A 16,745-nucleotide genomic window follows, 5' to 3' on the forward strand; every position below is an offset into this window, starting at 1 on the left:
GGTTGCCGACTACAACAACGAGATCCCTCACGACAGCCTCGACGGGCTGACGCCCGCCGAGTTTCGGATTCAAAACGATCCGGCGACCTCTGATTTAGCGTGGCACTGATTTACGGGGAGTCGACACATCCATTCGGGTTCATGTGCTTCGCATAGCGTGTGCCGCTTGAATTCCCGCTTCATGTGCCGGGTGTCGCCCTCAGTTTCGATACCAAGGATTTTCAAGAGCCACGCCTCAAGGCAGGGATCGGATTCGATGACATCCAACCGTCCCCGATTTCCAATGCGGCTCTTCCGCGCCTTGGCGCGACATGCGTCGTCCCAGTCCGTATCGGTATCCAGCAGCAAAACCACTTTGTCGTACGCTCGATTGTTGTTCGCTCTGCGGAGCGCTGTTTCCAATACGTTCTTGCCGCCCTTGCCTCTCGCATTGTGCTCTTGAACGGCCCGTCCCAGCGAATCGGCATACATCCGCTTCACAAAGCGGACGAAAGCGATATCGGCTTCTCCTTCTCCGACGATGAGCAGGGTTTCCTTGACGGTGCGCGTTTTGACGGGTGGCCGCGGTGTCATAGTTGGGGCACTGCTCCATAGGCGCCACTCATGTATTTCGCATACAGGTTGTCCTGGCTGCGCACACCCTCCATCGTGTCCAAGCGCCAAGCTTCGCTCTCGCAATCGTTCTTTTCCACCAAGATCACTTGCGATTTGCCGAGCAAGCTCATCACTTCTATCGAATGACTGGTAAAGACGATCTGCGCACTGTGCGGATTGGTGTTTGGGCTGGAAAATAGATCGAGCAAGGGCTCGATCATGTGTGGGTGCATATCGCTTTCCAGTTCGTCGATGACGGCGATGCCACCGGTGGCCAACACGCTCAACAAATACCAGAGTTGCACGAACGCAGTCCGCGTGCCGCTGGATTCTTCCGTCATATGCAGTTCGTGCCTTGAACCGTCCTTCAAGGTGTGGACGCCGAGAGCCAGATATTGCGGCGGTAACTTCACGCCTTCCGGAAGCTTGATTTCCAGCGGTGCAGGAAAATCCAGCTTCCGGATCTCCACGCCAGACAGACCGAAATCAAGATTCCGCAACAAGGTTTCCATTTGCTCCTTCAACGCCGCGTTGTCGAAAAAGAAGATGGATGCATTCAGGAAACCGACGTTTGGGTCGACACGGCCGGCCTGCAAGATATTGGTTGCGACATGCGTACCAATCAGGTGTTGCGCAATTTCGACGCCATACTGTGCTGCCGTCGAAATTAGCGAGGCGTTGGGGCGAACCTTTTTCGCCTCGGTGGGGTTCAGGTCGAAGCCATCCTGCTTGATTGAGTATTCCTTTGCCGCTTCGTTCCACTGACGGACGAACACATAGGAAAACTTCGCGCTCTTTTTTTTCGGGCGTTTGTAGACGGCTTCGTGCAAAACGCGCTCGGGCGTGGCCTTCAACTCATAGCGCCACAGCGTGCCGCTGATGTCATCGACCTCAACCTCGAACTCGACCGGATCGTTTGGTGAAGAGAAGTGCGGTTTGATCGGGATCTGGGCAGTCGGCTGGCTTTGCAGGAACGAATGGGTGATGAACCAGTTTAGGAACGCCAACGGCTTGATCAAAGAGGTCTTGCCTGCGCCATTGGCGCCGACCACGGCCATCGCTGTGGCAAGTCGCTGGCCGGCTGGCGATGTGGCATCCCAGCCGTGCGCACCGGCCTTCTTGGTCAGGCCGAAAGACACCTCGGTGCGCTCCCTGAAGCTGAGGAAGTTCTTGAACGCAAAGGAGTGAAGCATGGTTGGACTCGTCCAATAGAGCCGAAATTTGGTCGTAAAGTTGATACTAAGACAAAATTATGTCTAATTTCAAATTTAACGGCAAAAATTTGTGCGAAAAACAGGGTCCTGACCAAAACGGCGGCCAAAACGGGGTCACCATTTCGCCGCCGGGGCGATGATCGCCTGGCCGCGATTCGTGCGTACGTGCAACAGCAACGGGCGCTGGGCACGCTTCGATTCCAGCGCGAGATCGAAGCGACGATCAGTCGTTGCGCCAGTGTCCGTGCCGCAGATCACTCGCAATGGAACAAGGAGGCTTCAGGAGCGGGCTCTGACCCGCTTTGATTGATCAAGCCGCTCTGGTGCCACGGCAAGCCGGATACTTCGTGCAACCCCAGAAGTGATCTTTGGTTTGACGATTCGACCGCTGAATCATATCGGCGCCGCACTTCGGACAGATTGGATTCGATGAAGGTGCCGGGTCCGGCGCGGCCGTAACGACGAGTTTTGTCGGTGCCGTCGCCGCTTTGGCTGGAGTCGGCGACTGAACTTCGCACACCATCGCAAGCAACGTCTCACCATGAATTAGCTCAATCGCTTTGCCTTGCGCAAAGCGTTGCGCGTCCGCGGTGTAGTTACCCACCGCGACGATCTTCACTGCAGCGGCGCCGTGATGTGCCAGCAGACCAAACATTTCCCGCACGACCTTGACGTCGACGCGCTGTGTCTTCCATTGCTTGCATTGCACGAGCGTGGTCTTGCCGTCCTTGCGCAGGATCAGGTCGATGCCGCCATCCGCGCCAGGCCCGGTTTCCTGGATCGTGTAGCCCTGACGACGGAATGCCTCGCCCACCAGCATCTCGAACTGGCGCCAGCTCATCGCGCGCAGGCTGTCGAGCCCGGTTTGTGTGTCGAGAAGATGTTTGCGCTTGCGGCCACCGATGTACGAGAGCAGGGCGCCGAGCCAGCAGATGCCGAGAACCAACCATGCAATGGGTGCCCAAGAGCCTGCCGATATGGGTTTGCCCATGGCATGAAGAATGGGATTGCTGCTGGACGTAAGAAACCAGCCAATGCCGTAGCGAACCACGACAAAGGCGATGATGCCGAGGACAACGCCAACGGGCCATGGCATACCGGCAATCTGTTCAAGCCCACCTTGCTTGCGCTTCGCCATTGCTCCCCCGAGTCCGGCGATACCCGATACCACTCCGTTCGCTTCGCACCATACATCAGCGAAACACTACACGGCGGCAATGTTTCTCCTGACTGCCCAGCGATGCCAGCTCTGGCATCGTTTCCGCGCCTCGGCCGATGCCTATCCATCGGCCGGGGCGTCCCGGCCCGGTCGCGCGGTTACCCCCTGATAGCTCAGCGCGACCGGGCCATTTTCTTTCCCGCAAACGGAGATTGCCGCATGTCGCAGAACCTCATTTCGCTGGTGTTGAGCGCCGACCAGTTGACCGCCATTGATGGCGCGCTGGCCACGCTGGAGCAGAACCTGTCCGGCCTCGTTGCCTTGCAGCCGTCGCAGCGGCGCGAGTTGTACAAGATGGGCGAGAAGTCGGAGCAGTTCGGCCGGCAGACGCTCCACGTGCTGACCAACAACCCGCAGATCGTGCCGCCCAGCCTGGGCCTGGCCGAGGCGCAGCAGGACGTGGCCGCGCTGGACGCGTTGCGCCCGCGCCTGCAGCGGATGAAACAGCTGGTGGAGCGGGGCGAGGATACGGAGACGGCGCTGGGCAGCGACATCATGAGCACCGCGCTGGAGGGTTACGGCCTGCTCAAGGTGTCCGGCAAGAACCAGGGCCTGGACGGCCTGCGACAGGAGCTGTCCAGCCGCTTCGCCAAGAGCCGCCGCGTCGCCGAAGTCCCGGCGGCCTGAGCGCGCCCGCCGGCGTGCTGCTCACCCCGGTGATCGTCACGCACGGCTGCACCACCTGGCCTGACGCGGCCCGCCACCCCGGCGACCCGTCAGGCCTTTTTTGTGCCGGTTGAGTCTTTGGTTGTCATCGCCAAGGCGATGGCAGCTCATCGCTGACGCCCGCCGGCTCAATGTCGAGTGTTTTTGCCTCAACGTTGAGCCGGACCGACTCAGGCATGAGGCCGCGGATACTCCATGATGAGGCTCCGCACACTCGCGCCTGAGTCCTTTTCACTCATCACTGAGCCGATTTGCCTCATCGATGACATGCCGGAGCCTCATGCGTGAGTCGATGCGACGCATCGTCGAGAGGGACGAGCCTCATCGATGAGGGTTCTGGCCTCAACGGCCAGTGGGTCTCGCTGGAATCCGTTGCTGCGGTAGGTCAGAAATTTTGTGTGTAAGCAGCAACGGGATCGGGTTCATCTGCTGACGGCTCACGCGCTGCGCGGTTGGCGATGGGCGGACCGGGCCCAAGCGACGCGCTGGATCCGGGTTTCGACCAGCCACGGAAGCCGTCCCGGTGTCCTGCCAAGGGACCGAAACGGGTCAGGATGACTTATAAATATCGCACTCATACATAAAGGATCGCCATGACAGAAAGAATCACCGTGACCGAGTCGTTGCCAACAACCGCCGTCGTCCGCGTCTCGCGCGCCAGCTTCGATCCGAGCCGGTTCGCCGAGGTCGACGCCGCGAGCAAGAAGACCTCGGAGTACATCATCCCGGCCATCAGGCGGCTGTCGGGGCTCATTCACTTTTATGCGGGCGTCTCGCCGAAGGGCTCGATCGTGCAAGTCAGTGTCTGGGACTCCGACGAGCATGCGGCGCAGCTAGACCGGCTGAAGGAGATGGTGGTCGATGGGCGCAGGGACATGGAGGCGGTCGGCGTGACATTCACCCCGATTTTCAACTACCCGATCGATTGGGCCTGGACCATCTGACCGTCTCCCTATGCAGGGAACCAACCGATCAGAGGCCGTTACAAGCAGGGTTCGTGGCGGCTGACGTGGTGACTCCAGGGCGGGGTCGGGTTCACTTATCGGGACGGTCGCTTTGGCGGCTTTCGAGTGGGTTTTACTTGTCCCAGCTCTTGTTCGAATTCATCGACGAATTCGGTCAGTGATTGTCCGCAAGCGTCGCAGAGTTCGCGCAACTGCAGCAAGTCCATCCGGCGTGAGCCACGTTCGACATCGCTGACATAGGACTGGGGACGCTGCAGTACCGCGCTCAGCTCGACTTGGGGCAGGCCGACCGTAGTGCGAAGTGCGCGCAGATGACGCAACTGCATCGAGTGCTCGTTCTTGTATATCGACTTGGAAGGCATGACGGCGATCTTTAAAGGCTGGCGTATCGCCCCCCATGACGCACGAACACCTTGTTTTCGGAGTCACCATCGACCAGATCGACGAGCTGAGCACTCTACTGCGGACGATCACTGCCAATGGAGACGCGATGACGTTCTGCGATATGTCGTACCTGCAGCCCCAGAACGTGTCGACGCTGGGGGAGGCCATCCTCGACTCGGCGCTTGCTCTGCGGGATATTCTCGATCAGGTCAACGAGCAGAGGCTTGAACAAAAGCAAGCATCAGCGGCTGCTCCTTGATGACCAGGCCTCAGGTCGGAGTGCGCTTTCTCCGCAAGTCGCCCTGAGGTGATGCGTACCTCGGGCGACGCAGGCGATGAAATCGGGATAATTGCCTTCGCAGATGGATCCACATACCAGGGGGCGGCAATGGAAGGTGTATGCGCGAAGACGATAAGTAGCTGGCTGGTGGCGTGGACGATATGGGCAGTCCTGTGTTTTTGCGCCCCGGTCGCGAGGGCTACGCAAATAGTTTTCCCGGGCCACATGAAGACGCTCACGTCGGCGCAAACCGTCCAAGGCTTTCGGTTTCCGGCGGGTACCGAAGTGCAAGTCCTCAACAGCAATGGGGAAGCCACGGGTGTGGTCGTCCTACATGAGGATCACGAGGTAGATGATGTTTGGTTGAAGAGAGGTACCTATGTGACGGTGGGCTCGGTTGGCGGCAAGCCACCTCATTTGTCCGAATTCTCTTCGGTACCCGGTCAACGCTTTCGCGGCATCCATCTTCCTGCAGAAACCCAGGTCGACTTTGATGTGCAGGGCCGGCTTTCGGAGATGATCAGCGTCCGAGGCGATCCGATTCGTATCCGCGGAAAAGTGTTTGCGGGAAATACCTGGATCGAATTCCATCCTTCGGGCGGGATCAGGCGTGGCGAGTTGGCAAAGGGTTTTGAAGCGAGCGGCTTGCACGTGTCCCCGGGACCCATTGAATTCCAAGCCGACGGGCGTATCAAGCAGGCATGCATCGCCGCTGGCTCGGTTGATCGTAAAGTTCGCCTGGCGCCGAGCAATCGAAGCTACGGGTTCGATGTCGAGTACTGGCCAAATGGCCATCTGAAGCAAGCCATGCTTGCCGACAAGATCGTCCTGGACGGCAAGACGTGTCCGCCGGGTCATATCGCCTTCAAGCAAGACGGCAGCCTCGACGAGTGCGATGGCTCACCGTGGATGCATTGACAGTCCATAGCAGGAAGGGTTCTGACCTCCGTCCCCTATGATTGGAGATGAAGTCCAGGGCGATGCTCTTGCGCGAAAGCGCCAGAACGCTAAAGTCGGGCTATGGTGCGCGGGAGAGTCCGTGCGCGCTCGAGAAGAGGCTGTCATGACGCTACGCCATTTTTCCGGATCCGCCATGGTGCTGGCGCTGGCGACACTGTTCGCCACGCCGCTGTGGGCGCAGTCGCACAATGCGCTGTCGGCGCAAGAACGTGCCGAAGGCTGGCAGCTTCTGTTCGATGGCCATAGCCTGAAGGGCTGGCATGGCTACAACCAGAAGGGCACGGGCACGGACTGGTCGGTGGTGGACGGGGCGATCCGTCTGGAACGGGGGCACGACGGCGACCTGAAGGACTTCCAGGATCTGATCACCGATGCCAGCTACGCGAACTACGACCTCAAGCTGGAATGGAAGATGAGCCCGTGCGCCGATTCCGGCGTGCTGTTCAACGTGCACGAGACGCCGGCCGATACCTATTCGTTCCAGAGCGGGGTGGAGATGCAGATCGCCGACCTCGCCTGCACAGTGCCCGACAGCCGGGTGTTGTATGAACGTTCGGGCGACATGTTCGATCTGTACGCCGCACCGTACGAGTCGGTGCGAGAGGCCGGGCAATGGAACCAGATCGAGATCCGCGTCGACCACGGTCACGTGCAGTTTGTGCAGAACGGCCGCACCACCGTAGATACCACGCTGTGGGATGGCGCCTGGCATGCCCGCGTCGCGCAGACCAAATTCGCGCACTGGCCCAACTTCGCCCGTTTCCACCAGGGTCATATCGCGCTGCAGGGGACAGAGGACAAGGGACTGAGTGGTCAACCGATCCATCTGTGGTTTCGCGACATTCGCATCAAGCCGCTCTGGAAACCGGAACGGAGGAAGTTAAGGAACGTCTGAACAAGCTTCTGCTCGTCGTCGAGATTGTGGGAGCGACTTCAGTCGCGATGGCCGCGGCAGCGGCCTGCAGCATCCCGGCGTTGCAGCGGCTCGATGCACAATCAGGCGGCGCAGCGCACTGCTACGCGATCGCGACTGAAGTCGCTCCCACAGGAGGCGCCCTTCTCCAGACCGCAGTGGACTTATTCAGGCCATCCTTGAAATGCCGCCGGGCTTGGTTTGCCGCCCTGGGCGTCGCAATCTTACGGGGCGACCAAGCGTCTTTTACGCCATGGCCTGAAAGCGCTTGCTTGTATCGGCAGCGCGAGACGACTGCCGGGCATTCGAGCCCGCGCCGCATTCACAGCCCTCACCCCGGGATGTGCCGTGCTATCTGCAAGGCTTGCCTCACCGCCTTGGCCACCGCTTCCGGCTGATCGGTCTGCATGTCGTGCGAGGTATCCGGTACACGCACCAGGGTACCGCGCGAGGAGGTGGCGACGATCTGCGCCTGCGTGCGGGCGCGGGCTTGTTCCAGCCCCTTGCGGTCGCGGGGCTGGGCGTCGGCATAGGTGTTGGCGGCGGACAGCACGATCAGGGGCGTCGAGCCGTGGGTTTCGTGCGCTGGCACCGGCTGCTCGAACAGCCGGGCGTTGTCCTGGAGTACCGACAACACGGTGTGCCAGAACGCCGGCTTCGACTTGTGGGCCAGGTTCACCGCGTTGAGCTTGGCGCTGGCGAGCGGATCGGCCCCGCCGAGGCAGTGGCTCAGTGCCGGGTCGGTGGACGGTAGTTGATGCTTTTCGGCGGCCGCTTCGCAGCGGTGAAGAAACGCGAACCGTTGCACCGACAGCGTCTCCTCCTCCTTCTGCCAGGCGGGCGCAAACCGGCCAATATCCTGAGCGGGAGGGTCGACCAGAACCATCACGCCGACCTCGGCCGGGTACTGGCTCGCATACTGGCGCACGATATTGCTGCCCAGCGAATGCCCCACCATCACCAGTGGGGTGTCGAGGCCGGCACGGTGGATCAGCGCGTGCAGGTCCGACACGTCGGCGGCGAGATCCCGCGGCAACGGCCCCTCGCTGCTGAAGCCGAAGCCGGCCCGGTCATACGCGCAGACCCGCGCGTGGGCGGCCAGCAGCGGCTGCACCTTGAACCAGGTGGAGGAATCGGCGACCGCGCCGGCCTCCAGCATCACGGTCTGCGGTCCGCTTCCCGAGCAGCGCAGGTTGAGGTAGCGGCCATGGCCGAGCTCGACCAACGTCGCCGCATGCGCATAGCTGTCCGGCATGCGCTGCGGCGTGGCAGCGTGGCCGGCTTCGGCGGCCTGGGCTTGGCCAAGGATCACGGCCAGTAAAAGGGCGCTGCCTGCTTTCAGGTACTTCCTGTTCAAGAGGTTTCTCCCGTCGATGGCCCGGGCGGGGACGCCGGGCAGGCCAGTCCATCGACTGGATACGGCGGAAGAAGTTCAAGGAGTTTGACCTTGCACCCGAGAAACGTATCCCTTGGCGCCCGTGATGCATGCCATAAAAGGAGACGTGGCTAATTAGGCCTCGTCCCTCGCGCCGGCCAGCCTTGGCCATCTTCAACGCGGCGCTTGCGTGGGGGATATTCTCGATCAGGTCGACGAGCAGAGGCTCGAACAAGAACGGACGCTGCCGGCTCTGGGCGATAACCTCGAACGTCGCCGAGTCCGATCAGACGAGCCGTCGTTCCAGCGCCCGGAGCACCGCACGGGTGCGGTCGCTCACGCCGAGCTTCGACAGAATGCTGGAGACGTGGTTGCGCACGGTGCCTTCGCTGAGGCGCAGCGCCTCGGCGATCTCGCCGTTGGAGATGCCGCTGGTCATCAGCTTCAGGACCTCGCGCTCGCGCGGCGTGAGCGCGTCGGGCGTCTCGAACGCGTCGTCGCGCCAGGCGCCGGTGCGGGCAGCGTCCAGGCCTTCCGCCAGCGGGGCGAACAGATACGCGCCGCCGCCGGCGACCGTGCGGATCGCCTCCACCAGGGTCTCGGCGGTGACGGCCTTGAGCAGGAAGCCGCGCGCGCCGGCCCGCACGCCGGCCACCAGGGCCGCATCGTCCTCGAAGGTCGTGAGCAATAGCGTGGGTGGGAGGACACCTCGCGCGGCGAGGGTCTCGACGACCTCGACGCCGGTCAGCTTGGGCATGCGCACGTCCAGCAGCAGGACGTCCGGCCGGTCGCTAATGACGGCTGCGACCGCGGCCTCGCCGTCGGCGGCCTCGGTACAGACGACGATGCCCTCGAACAGCGCCAGCAAGGCCTTGAGGCCACTGCGGATCAGCGCCTGGTCGTCGGCTATGCAGACGCGGATCACGGCCGCGCGCCCACGGGCGGAATCGCGCCGCTGACCTGGAAACCCTCGCCGCTGTGGCTGAATACCGCCAGCCAGCCACCCAGGGCCTCGAACCGTTCGCGCATGCCGGCCAGGCCCTGGCCTTCGGTAACGTCTGCTCCGACGCCGTCGTCCTTGGCCGTCAGCCGGACCTCCCCGTTCGGTGCCTGCGCGAGCTCTATCCTGAGCTGACGTGCACCCGCGTGCCGCCGGGTATTGGTGATCAGCTCCTGCACGCACCGCAAGAGGGCGTCCGCCCGAGGCGCGTCCAGCGCGCCGAGCGCATCGGGCAGGACGAGCCGAACGTCGAGGTCGGCCGCCCCTTCGGCCAACGCCAGCAGGGTCGCCTGCAAGTCCACCGGCTGGACGCGCACCTGGCTCACGACCTTGCGCACTTCGGCCAGCAGCTCGCCGGCGATTTCGCGCGCCTGGCCGAGATGCGACGCCACCTGGCCCTCCGCCAGCCGTGCGGCCACATCGAGGTGCACGTGCAAACTGGTGAGATGGTGGCCCAGCACGTCGTGCAGGTCGCGCGAAATGCGCAGCCGCTCGCCCATGCGGGCGCTCTCGGTCAGCAGGGCCTGGGTGCCGGTCAGCTCGGCGTTTGCGCGGGCCAGGCGCTCGTGCGCCACGGCCTCGCTGCGGGCGAGGTGGGCGGCGCTGATGGCGAAGAGCTGGAAGCCACAGCTCGAGACCAGGATCACCGCCGACATGCCCTGTCCGCCGACCGCGCACTTCTGGGCGACCAGGGCCGTGGCCAGGGCGGCCGCCGCCAGCAGCGCCGTGCGCAGGGAAGCGATCCAGGCTACCTGCCAGGCGATCACCACGATCATGCTGGTCACCAGGAAGCTCGGGTAGAGCCACACCAGGTACTGGGCGGCGAAGCCCTCGAGGAAGAACAGGGCGGCCTTGCGCCGCGTCAGGCCCGGGCTGCCGTCCAGCTCGGCCGCGACATAGGCCGCGACCAGCACGCCATAGGCGGCCGTCCACTGGAGGTCCCAGTGCGGGTGGGCAGCAAAGGTTTCCGGCCGCAGCAGGCGGGTCACGAGGGCCTGTCCCAGGCCCGCCGCCAGCATCAGAACGCACGCGGCCTGGACGAGCAGACGGATGCGATCGAGCGATGTGCGCGGCCAGGGCATGGGCCGGACATTAACGCTCGGGCGCGATCCTGTCCCATGACGCTTGTCATGGGCGGCGGGCATGACGGCGTTCACTTATCGGGTGCGGCCTATCTGCCCAATGCTGAGCGCACCATCAACCGAGGAGACAACGATGCTTCGCTCACCCCTGCTTCGCCGGACCATCCTCAGCGCGTTCGCCGGCACCATGATCCTTTGCGCTTTCGCTTTCCAGGCCCGCGCCGCCGACCCGTCCGCGGCGGCGTGTGTCGGGATCGCCACGCCCGACCAGAAACGCGATGCCACGACGATCCAGCGGATCGAGCAGGCCTGGCTGACCGCCGAATACCACGGCCACCGGAAATATCTGGCGTGCCTCCTGGAGCCCGACTACCGGACCTCCAGCCGATCCGGCCTCGTCCGCTCGCGGCAGGACGTGATCGATCGCGTCCCGCAGGTCGCCGACGACGCGCGCGAGGTCCCGAAGCTCGAGACCATCGTGGTGATCCACGGCGATTCCGCGACGGCCCATTCCATCCTCAAGACGACCGACAAGGCGGGCAACCCGAAGGAGGTGCACTTCGTCGACGGCTACACCTTCCACGATGGCCGCTGGTTCGCTTTCAGTGGTGCGGATCTCTAGTCGCTCGGCGTTGCAAGACCGGACGAAAACCGGGGTCGCCATTTCGCCGCCCGGGAAGGGGCTCTCGAAACGGCGAAATGGCGACCCGTTTCGATTTTTGGATTCTGGTCCTGGCGGGTAGCGACGCTACACGAGCGGAGCGGGGTCAACCGGGCTATCGTGCCGTCCTGATCACGAAGAAATGCCATGACGAAAAGCTATGACCCGCCCCTGACCACGAACCCGCACGCTCCGCTCTACCGTGTCGACAAAGCGATCAAGGCAGCCCAGCAACGGCTGGATGCCGCTATCGACGCGAAGCGCCATCACACCAGCCAGAATCTGGCCCACGAAGTGATCAAGGAGGCTCGCGAAGGACTCAAAAAGTCCGAACAGTTGCGTGTTCTCAAGATCAAGGAACTCGCGCAGAAAGCGGCGGAGACCGAGGCGGCTGGAAAATAGACGGAACGGGCTCCGCTTTGATTTGCTGATCCGACGTTCCCGGGAGCGAAATCGTGCAAGCTGTCGATCATCCTTTCGATCTGGTGCTGTCCTATCCGCAGTGGCAAGGCTCAGGACGCCCGGAACACCTGCGCCGGGGCGCGCAGGCCGCGGCCGATGTCTGCCGCAACTACGGGCCGCTCGAGCGTGTCCCGGAGGCTGGCGAGGGCGAGGCCAGCGGCGGTATCCGGCGCTGGACGGCGATCGCGGAGCAATTCCGTTCGGCCCAGGTGATCCTCGATGCGAGGCAGCGCGGGCGCATCTTGACCGCCGGCGGGGATTGCGCTTGCGATATCGCCGTCATCGACTACCTGCATCGGCGATATCCGGACCTCACCGTGATCTGGGTGGACGCGCATCTCGACGCGAACACGGTGAACACGACGCCCAGCGGCAATTTCCACGGCATGCCGGTGGCCGCGATCCTGGGTTCCGCTCCGGTCGGCCTGCAGGCGTTGCTTTCGACACCGCTGCCAGCGACGCAATTCCGTTATGTCTCGGCACATGTCGGCGATGAGGGCGATTGGGCGTTCCAGCGAGCCCATGACCTGAGGTGGCTGGAACCCGGGCAACGCATCGCCGAGCAGGCTGTTTCGGGGCCCATCCACATTCATTTCGATCTTGACGCGCTCGATCCTGCTGAATTCCCGCATGTTGCCTATCCCGACGGCAGGCTGCCGTTCAACGCCGGACTTGCTTTGGTGCGCAGCGTTGCCGCCGACCTGGTCGGTCTGACGATCACCGAGTTTGCACCTTCGGACGAAGGCGCTGCGCGGCACGGCAGTGGCTTCCTCGAACGGCTATGCGAGGCTGCCGCAATAAAGCAGTGATCAGCTTGGCGGGTGCCCGTTCAACGAGCCGACCGGATCCGAGCTCGGCTGATCGGGTCAGGTTTCGACGATGCTCATTGCAAGCCCGCACGCGAGGAAGCCGCCGGCGTCGACGACTCGGCCGCTGCGCGCTGGGGTGTATCGACCGGGCACCATGTCTTGAGGCGCTTGCCGGCACGGAACAGATCGATGCATTCACGCATCTCGGCCTTGAAGGCCAGATCGGGCGTGTCCAGAGGACAGCCGTACGACAGTGGCTTGTCTGCCTTGTACTCGGCGATACAGCTCGACAGTGGCGGCGGCTTGGGCGGATTCGGATCGTCGGCCAGCGACGGCGGCGGCAGGTTGAGGCGCTCGTCGCCGTCCTTGGGCGAAGGTGGCAGGGGAGGCACGCCGCACAGCAGGTTGGAAGCGGTGCTTTTCTTGGTGGGATCGCAGACGCTTTTGGCGATTGCCTTGATCGCATCGCCTATATGGCGACCTACCGCACCACCGGCCGTCTCGTTCGGCGGCGGGAAATATTTTTCGAAGCGGGTGGCTTTGTAGTGCATCCGGTTGCTGTCGTGCTGCATGATCTGGCGATCGTCCGCGGGCTTGGCCGGCTTGGCCTTGGCGCTGTTTGTGGCATAGGTGGTCTCCGCCATGGGCGGCAGTCGCACCGCCCCATCTTTCGCGAACAAACTGACGGCGGACGAGGTGGCTACGGAGGCCGCCGGCGCAGGGGGCGCTTCATGATCCTGCACGACCATCGTGTCGCGACGTGGCTTCTCGTGCATCGCGGGACGAACGCGGGAGGCCACCGTCTGCCGCGGGGGCACCAACGTGGGCAGCGTGAGTGGCTCGGGTGGCTGCCCGGCGCGAGGCTGGCTGGAATCATCGATCAGACGCACCCTCAGCACCTGATCGATGTCGATATGCGCCGCCGCCAGATGCGGCGGCTTAGGCTGCATCTCGTACCACAGCGCCAGCGCGAACAGCGCGTGCAGCACCGAGACCAAAGCCAGCGCGAGCGCCAGCGCCGGGCGCGTCAGCGGTGGCTGTCGCCAGCGCCTGCGACCCAGGGTCTCGCGCGTTTCGCTGTCGAGCCATGCCAGACCGCGTGCACGATCCCATTCCTGTCGCTGTCGGACCTGCCCGGAACGTTCGATGACACTGCCTTATTCAAGCCCATTACCCACGTGAAACCTGCGCATGCCGTCAGCGCGTATTGCGGCCGACCTCGGTAGACAGGTTCTATCATTCAGGGTTCCCTGGATCGGAAACCGGTACGGAGGAAGTGGAACGAGGTTCGCCTGACTTCCTCAGTCCCGTTTTTCTCCAGGTCAGAACGGATGCTGCCGGTAAAACTGTTCGAGCTGCCGATAGACCTCCGGCAAATGCAGGCGCAAGCTGGCCGGTGCCTCGAAGAATTGCTCGCTGGCCACCGCAAAGAACTCGGCCGGGCTTTCCAGGGCATACGGGTCCATCGGCAGCTCAACCCCGTTGCGCCGCTCCTCCTGCAGGCGATCCCATGCGCTCGTGAAGACCCGCGACCACTCGCGGCCATCCATGCGCCGGTGCAGGGGCGGAAAGCCGTTGGGGTCCCCGTTGAGCATGTCGAGCTTGTGCGCCATTTCGTGGATCACCACGTTGTGCCCCGGTTTCTTACCGGTATTCAGCACATCCGCCCACGACAGGATCACCGGCCCACGCCGCCATGCCTCGCCGGCCATCGCGGTGTCGGTCTGGTGAACCACCCCCGCGGCATCGATGTGCGGGCGGCGCGGAATGAACGCGTCCGGGTACACAATGACGCTGTACCAGCCGTCGTACCAATCGAGACCCAGTTTCAGGATGGGCACGCAAGCATGGGCCGCGAGCAAAATGCGGTCGGCGTCGTCGAGCTGCAACCCCTTGGTCGGCTCCAGCGACTTGCTCTGCAGGAACAGCGTCGCCAGCACGCGCAGCGCCGCCTGGTCGGAAGCGCCCAGCCGACGTGCCGGCGCACAGCGATCGAGCGCGTCTTGCCAGAGCGATTCGGCGATCGGGTGCCGGGCCACGATGCGCCGCACGCGCCAGCTTCTGATTTTCTCGAACATCGCCACGAGGTGGAGGGCGTCGTGGCGAAAGCAAGGGCGGGGCGGACCTTCTCCGGGCGCGGCGGTCTGGCGCGGACGGCCGATCGTGGTGTGGGCGGCGCTGCGGGATAGTTGGCTTCGGTGGCCAACCGCAAACCGGGCCAGGGTTCCTTGCAGCATGGTTTGGGGCCGACACGCAAAGGCGTGCGGCCCGGCAACGGGTTCGCGAAATAGCAAAACGACGTCGAGCGCTCCCTACAGAGTCGGCAGCGAATGCCGCCGTAACGCGTGATGCCGCTCGGCCCCCTCTCCCCCGGCGTTGCCGAGGGTTGGGGTGAGGGGCGCTCTTCGCATCACGTAGCAAAAGAGATTCCGTCCCGCTCCGGCGATCGCGGAGAGCTCTACGGCAAGCGCTGCATCACCGGTTGATCCAGCTGCGGGCTCTGCATCTGCTGTTGCATGGGCGGCGTGATCTGCGCCGGGGCAGGCTGCTGAATATCGTGCGGCCACTGGACGCTGCTTTGCGCGACAGGCGTGGCGATCGCCTTGGCCACGTTGACGTCGGTGTAGCGCTTGAACAGGGAGCTCGTATCGCCCTGTACCGCGTACGCACGGCTGGCGTCATCGCTCAGCACGACATGGTCGACCCGACTCATGCCGTGACTGTGTGAGGCGACCGCCAGCGCCGCCGCGAGATTGTCGCTGCGCCGATCCGGCACGCGGCCTTGCTGTGCATCCAGGCGATGAACAGCGTCCCGAGCCTGCAGATACATGGCGTTGCCGGGGTGTGTGGCGTTGGCGAGTGTCGATGCAGGCTGACCTTGCGTGGTTTCACGCAATTTCAAGTCGATGACCTTGTGCGTCGCAGGGCCGACAACCCCATCGTCTTTCAGGTGTCCGCACGTTGGAAGGCTTGCACGGCATCGTGCGTCATCGGTCCGAAGTTGTGGTCGCGATTGGTCAGACTCTCGCCGTGAGAGCCCTTATACATAGCTGGTCGAGCTTGGTTTGGAGCTCGGCGACGCCGGCGCCATGGTCGCCCTTGCGCATGGTCTCGCCGGGTTTGGGCTTAACCCGAGCCTCATGGCGCGATTTGCTGTGCTCGTCAGCGCCCATGTTGGCGAGCTGATTCAGGTCGATCGTTCCGTTCTTGACGCCTTTCACCATCTCCGCAGTGATCGTGCCCTTCCAAAGGTTCGATTGCGTCACGCGTTCGCTGGCGCCGTTTGGGCCGCCGTTGATGATGGCACCCGCACGTTTGGCATCTTCGCGGTACTTCTCGGGGACCTTGTCTTTCCAGTAGGCGATGGCGAGTTTCGCCGCCATCTCCGGCTCGGCCGCCTGATCGGGATTGTTCGCGAGGTCGACGCCGAACTTATTGCCGAAGGTCGTGTAGTTGTCGCGTCCGGTGTACTGAAAATAGCCGCGGCCATGAAACTTGTGGCCATCGCCAGGCGGGTTGTTGCCCAGGTCGGAGCGGCCTTCGTAGAGCACCTTTGCGACTTCTTTCGGATCGTGGCTGTCGACAGCTGCCTGAATCTCGTCGCGCGTGTAACGTACGGCCGCATTCTTCACCGCACCTACTACGTTGTCCACTGAGGAATACCCCAGGCGTTCGTGCATGGTACGGAAGCCGTTGGTCTCGACCGAGGCGTTGCCCATGATGTTGGCGAGTTCGGCAGGCGATTCGATGCCCGCTTCGACACAGCACTTGAACAGAAGGGCGGAACTTTCGTTGAAATGTGGCATAGCGAACTCCTTTTACTTGCTGGTCTTTCCGTGCTTCTCGAGAACCTCGGCCATCGCATCCGGATCGACGGACGACATCGGTGTCCACGCGAAATCCTTCGGATATGACGCGCTGACGTTGACGACGCTGCTGTCCTCGGGATTCGAAGCTGTCGCGTGTCTCAGATACCATGCGTTCTTTTCCTTCGACCACGCGAAGTAGAAAGTGCTGTCGCCCTTATCTTTCTGGGGTCTTCGTGAAGTCGTGTGGGTAGATTCGCGCGATTTCACAGCTCCGGCAGCATGCAGGTGAGCACTTTCAGTCGCAGGTACTCCTCATCGCGCAGTCCGTAGGCGCGACGTTGGATGACTCGGA

The 16,745-nt window shown here is 63.0% G+C and carries 19 protein-coding genes; 8 read left to right on the forward strand and 11 right to left on the reverse strand.

The features are described 5' to 3' along the window. Nucleotides 1-69: 69 nt before the first annotated feature. From ACFPPB_RS19380 to ACFPPB_RS19390, 3 genes are all read right to left on the reverse strand, one after another. The gene (locus ACFPPB_RS19380) at nucleotides 70-573 is read right to left on the reverse strand and encodes an RloB domain-containing protein (protein WP_377330157.1); all 504 of its coding nucleotides are present in this window, start codon (nucleotides 571-573) and stop codon (nucleotides 70-72) included. Next, the gene (locus tag ACFPPB_RS19385; RefSeq protein WP_377330159.1) at nucleotides 570-1,787 is read right to left on the reverse strand and encodes an AAA family ATPase; all 1,218 of its coding nucleotides are present in this window, start codon (nucleotides 1,785-1,787) and stop codon (nucleotides 570-572) included. Before ACFPPB_RS19385 ends, ACFPPB_RS19380 begins: the two co-directional genes overlap by 4 nt. Before the next feature lie 331 nt (nucleotides 1,788-2,118). Further along, nucleotides 2,119-2,946, reverse strand: a complete 828-nt coding sequence (locus ACFPPB_RS19390) for a restriction endonuclease (protein WP_377330161.1) — start codon at nucleotides 2,944-2,946, stop codon at nucleotides 2,119-2,121. A gap of 240 nt (nucleotides 2,947-3,186) precedes the next feature. On the opposite strand from ACFPPB_RS19390, the gene ACFPPB_RS19395 reads away from it, so the two are divergent. Next, on the forward strand, nucleotides 3,187-3,654 hold the full coding sequence (locus tag ACFPPB_RS19395) for a hypothetical protein (protein ID WP_377330162.1): 468 nt from the start codon (nucleotides 3,187-3,189) through the stop codon (nucleotides 3,652-3,654). 632 nt (nucleotides 3,655-4,286) lie between these two features. Continuing rightward, complete coding sequence (locus ACFPPB_RS19400; RefSeq protein WP_377330164.1) at nucleotides 4,287-4,637, forward strand: hypothetical protein; 351 nt, start codon at nucleotides 4,287-4,289, stop codon at nucleotides 4,635-4,637. A gap of 95 nt (nucleotides 4,638-4,732) precedes the next feature. On the opposite strand, the gene ACFPPB_RS19405 is transcribed toward ACFPPB_RS19400, so the two are convergent. Beyond that, on the reverse strand, nucleotides 4,733-5,020 hold the full coding sequence (locus ACFPPB_RS19405; protein ID WP_377330166.1) for a helix-turn-helix domain-containing protein: 288 nt from the start codon (nucleotides 5,018-5,020) through the stop codon (nucleotides 4,733-4,735). 35 nt (nucleotides 5,021-5,055) lie between these two features. Between ACFPPB_RS19405 and ACFPPB_RS19410 the strand changes: the two genes are divergently transcribed. The 3 genes from ACFPPB_RS19410 (at nucleotide 5,056) to ACFPPB_RS19420 (ending at nucleotide 7,177) form a co-directional block, all read left to right on the forward strand. After that, nucleotides 5,056-5,301: a hypothetical protein gene (locus ACFPPB_RS19410; protein WP_377330168.1), complete on the forward strand. Its 246-nt coding sequence runs from the start codon at nucleotides 5,056-5,058 to the stop codon at nucleotides 5,299-5,301. Between the two features lie 246 nt (nucleotides 5,302-5,547). Continuing rightward, nucleotides 5,548-6,240, forward strand: a complete 693-nt coding sequence (locus ACFPPB_RS19415; protein ID WP_377330170.1) for a hypothetical protein — start codon at nucleotides 5,548-5,550, stop codon at nucleotides 6,238-6,240. A gap of 145 nt (nucleotides 6,241-6,385) precedes the next feature. Then, nucleotides 6,386-7,177 (forward strand): 3-keto-disaccharide hydrolase, encoded by a 792-nt coding sequence (locus tag ACFPPB_RS19420; RefSeq protein ID WP_377330172.1) that lies wholly within the window; start codon nucleotides 6,386-6,388, stop codon nucleotides 7,175-7,177. A gap of 349 nt (nucleotides 7,178-7,526) precedes the next feature. Here ACFPPB_RS19420 and ACFPPB_RS19425 read toward each other — a convergent pair whose 3' ends face one another. From ACFPPB_RS19425 to ACFPPB_RS19435, 3 genes are all read right to left on the reverse strand, one after another. Then, on the reverse strand, nucleotides 7,527-8,552 hold the full coding sequence (locus ACFPPB_RS19425; protein ID WP_377330174.1) for an alpha/beta hydrolase: 1,026 nt from the start codon (nucleotides 8,550-8,552) through the stop codon (nucleotides 7,527-7,529). 304 nt (nucleotides 8,553-8,856) lie between these two features. Beyond that, the gene (locus ACFPPB_RS19430; RefSeq protein WP_377330176.1) at nucleotides 8,857-9,495 is read right to left on the reverse strand and encodes a response regulator; all 639 of its coding nucleotides are present in this window, start codon (nucleotides 9,493-9,495) and stop codon (nucleotides 8,857-8,859) included. Continuing rightward, nucleotides 9,492-10,652, reverse strand: coding sequence for a sensor histidine kinase (locus ACFPPB_RS19435; RefSeq protein WP_377330178.1), 1,161 nt, complete (start codon nucleotides 10,650-10,652; stop codon nucleotides 9,492-9,494). The genes ACFPPB_RS19430 and ACFPPB_RS19435 overlap by 4 nt, the downstream gene beginning before the upstream one ends. Nucleotides 10,653-10,713: 61 nt before the next feature. On the opposite strand from ACFPPB_RS19435, the gene ACFPPB_RS19440 reads away from it, so the two are divergent. From ACFPPB_RS19440 to ACFPPB_RS19450, 3 genes are all read left to right on the forward strand, one after another. Continuing rightward, nucleotides 10,714-11,274: a nuclear transport factor 2 family protein gene (locus ACFPPB_RS19440; RefSeq protein WP_377330180.1), complete on the forward strand. Its 561-nt coding sequence runs from the start codon at nucleotides 10,714-10,716 to the stop codon at nucleotides 11,272-11,274. Between the two features lie 186 nt (nucleotides 11,275-11,460). Beyond that, on the forward strand, nucleotides 11,461-11,715 hold the full coding sequence (locus ACFPPB_RS19445) for a hypothetical protein (protein ID WP_184418481.1): 255 nt from the start codon (nucleotides 11,461-11,463) through the stop codon (nucleotides 11,713-11,715). Nucleotides 11,716-11,768: 53 nt separating this feature from the next. Further along, nucleotides 11,769-12,584, forward strand: a complete 816-nt coding sequence (locus tag ACFPPB_RS19450) for an arginase family protein (protein WP_377330183.1) — start codon at nucleotides 11,769-11,771, stop codon at nucleotides 12,582-12,584. A gap of 74 nt (nucleotides 12,585-12,658) precedes the next feature. On the opposite strand, the gene ACFPPB_RS19455 is transcribed toward ACFPPB_RS19450, so the two are convergent. The 4 genes from ACFPPB_RS19455 to ACFPPB_RS19470 form a co-directional block, all read right to left on the reverse strand. Beyond that, nucleotides 12,659-13,573, reverse strand: a complete 915-nt coding sequence (locus ACFPPB_RS19455; RefSeq protein WP_377330185.1) for a hypothetical protein — start codon at nucleotides 13,571-13,573, stop codon at nucleotides 12,659-12,661. Between the two features lie 333 nt (nucleotides 13,574-13,906). After that, nucleotides 13,907-14,821, reverse strand: coding sequence for a M90 family metallopeptidase (locus ACFPPB_RS19460; protein WP_377330187.1), 915 nt, complete (start codon nucleotides 14,819-14,821; stop codon nucleotides 13,907-13,909). 221 nt (nucleotides 14,822-15,042) lie between these two features. After that, nucleotides 15,043-15,486 carry an XVIPCD domain-containing protein gene (locus ACFPPB_RS19465; RefSeq protein WP_377330188.1) on the reverse strand — a complete coding sequence of 148 codons (444 nt, stop codon included), beginning with the start codon at nucleotides 15,484-15,486 and terminating at the stop codon, nucleotides 15,043-15,045. Nucleotides 15,487-15,601: 115 nt separating this feature from the next. Then, nucleotides 15,602-16,390 carry a glycoside hydrolase family 19 protein gene (locus tag ACFPPB_RS19470; protein WP_377330190.1) on the reverse strand — a complete coding sequence of 263 codons (789 nt, stop codon included), beginning with the start codon at nucleotides 16,388-16,390 and terminating at the stop codon, nucleotides 15,602-15,604. Between the last annotated feature and the right edge of the window lie 355 nt (nucleotides 16,391-16,745).

Origin of the sequence: Rhodanobacter terrae, from assembly GCF_042657005.1 — a bacterium.
Lineage (GTDB): Bacteria > Pseudomonadota > Gammaproteobacteria > Xanthomonadales > Rhodanobacteraceae > Rhodanobacter > Rhodanobacter terrae.

Coding starts and splice junctions, on each gene's coding strand:
- ACFPPB_RS19380 (WP_377330157.1), bottom strand. CDS start 573: ATGACACCGCGGCCACCCGTCAAAACGCGCACCGTCAAGGAAACCCTG.
- ACFPPB_RS19385 (WP_377330159.1), bottom strand. CDS start 1,787: ATGCTTCACTCCTTTGCGTTCAAGAACTTCCTCAGCTTCAGGGAGCGC.
- ACFPPB_RS19390 (WP_377330161.1), bottom strand. CDS start 2,946: ATGGCGAAGCGCAAGCAAGGTGGGCTTGAACAGATTGCCGGTATGCCA.
- ACFPPB_RS19395 (WP_377330162.1), top strand. CDS start 3,187: ATGTCGCAGAACCTCATTTCGCTGGTGTTGAGCGCCGACCAGTTGACC.
- ACFPPB_RS19400 (WP_377330164.1), top strand. CDS start 4,287: ATGACAGAAAGAATCACCGTGACCGAGTCGTTGCCAACAACCGCCGTC.
- ACFPPB_RS19405 (WP_377330166.1), bottom strand. CDS start 5,020: ATGCCTTCCAAGTCGATATACAAGAACGAGCACTCGATGCAGTTGCGT.
- ACFPPB_RS19410 (WP_377330168.1), top strand. CDS start 5,056: ATGACGCACGAACACCTTGTTTTCGGAGTCACCATCGACCAGATCGAC.
- ACFPPB_RS19415 (WP_377330170.1), top strand. CDS start 5,548: ATGAAGACGCTCACGTCGGCGCAAACCGTCCAAGGCTTTCGGTTTCCG.
- ACFPPB_RS19420 (WP_377330172.1), top strand. CDS start 6,386: ATGACGCTACGCCATTTTTCCGGATCCGCCATGGTGCTGGCGCTGGCG.
- ACFPPB_RS19435 (WP_377330178.1), bottom strand. CDS start 10,652: ATGCCCTGGCCGCGCACATCGCTCGATCGCATCCGTCTGCTCGTCCAG.
- ACFPPB_RS19440 (WP_377330180.1), top strand. CDS start 10,714: ATGACGGCGTTCACTTATCGGGTGCGGCCTATCTGCCCAATGCTGAGC.
- ACFPPB_RS19445 (WP_184418481.1), top strand. CDS start 11,461: ATGACGAAAAGCTATGACCCGCCCCTGACCACGAACCCGCACGCTCCG.
- ACFPPB_RS19460 (WP_377330187.1), bottom strand. CDS start 14,821: ATGCTGCAAGGAACCCTGGCCCGGTTTGCGGTTGGCCACCGAAGCCAA.
- ACFPPB_RS19470 (WP_377330190.1), bottom strand. CDS start 16,390: ATGCCACATTTCAACGAAAGTTCCGCCCTTCTGTTCAAGTGCTGTGTC.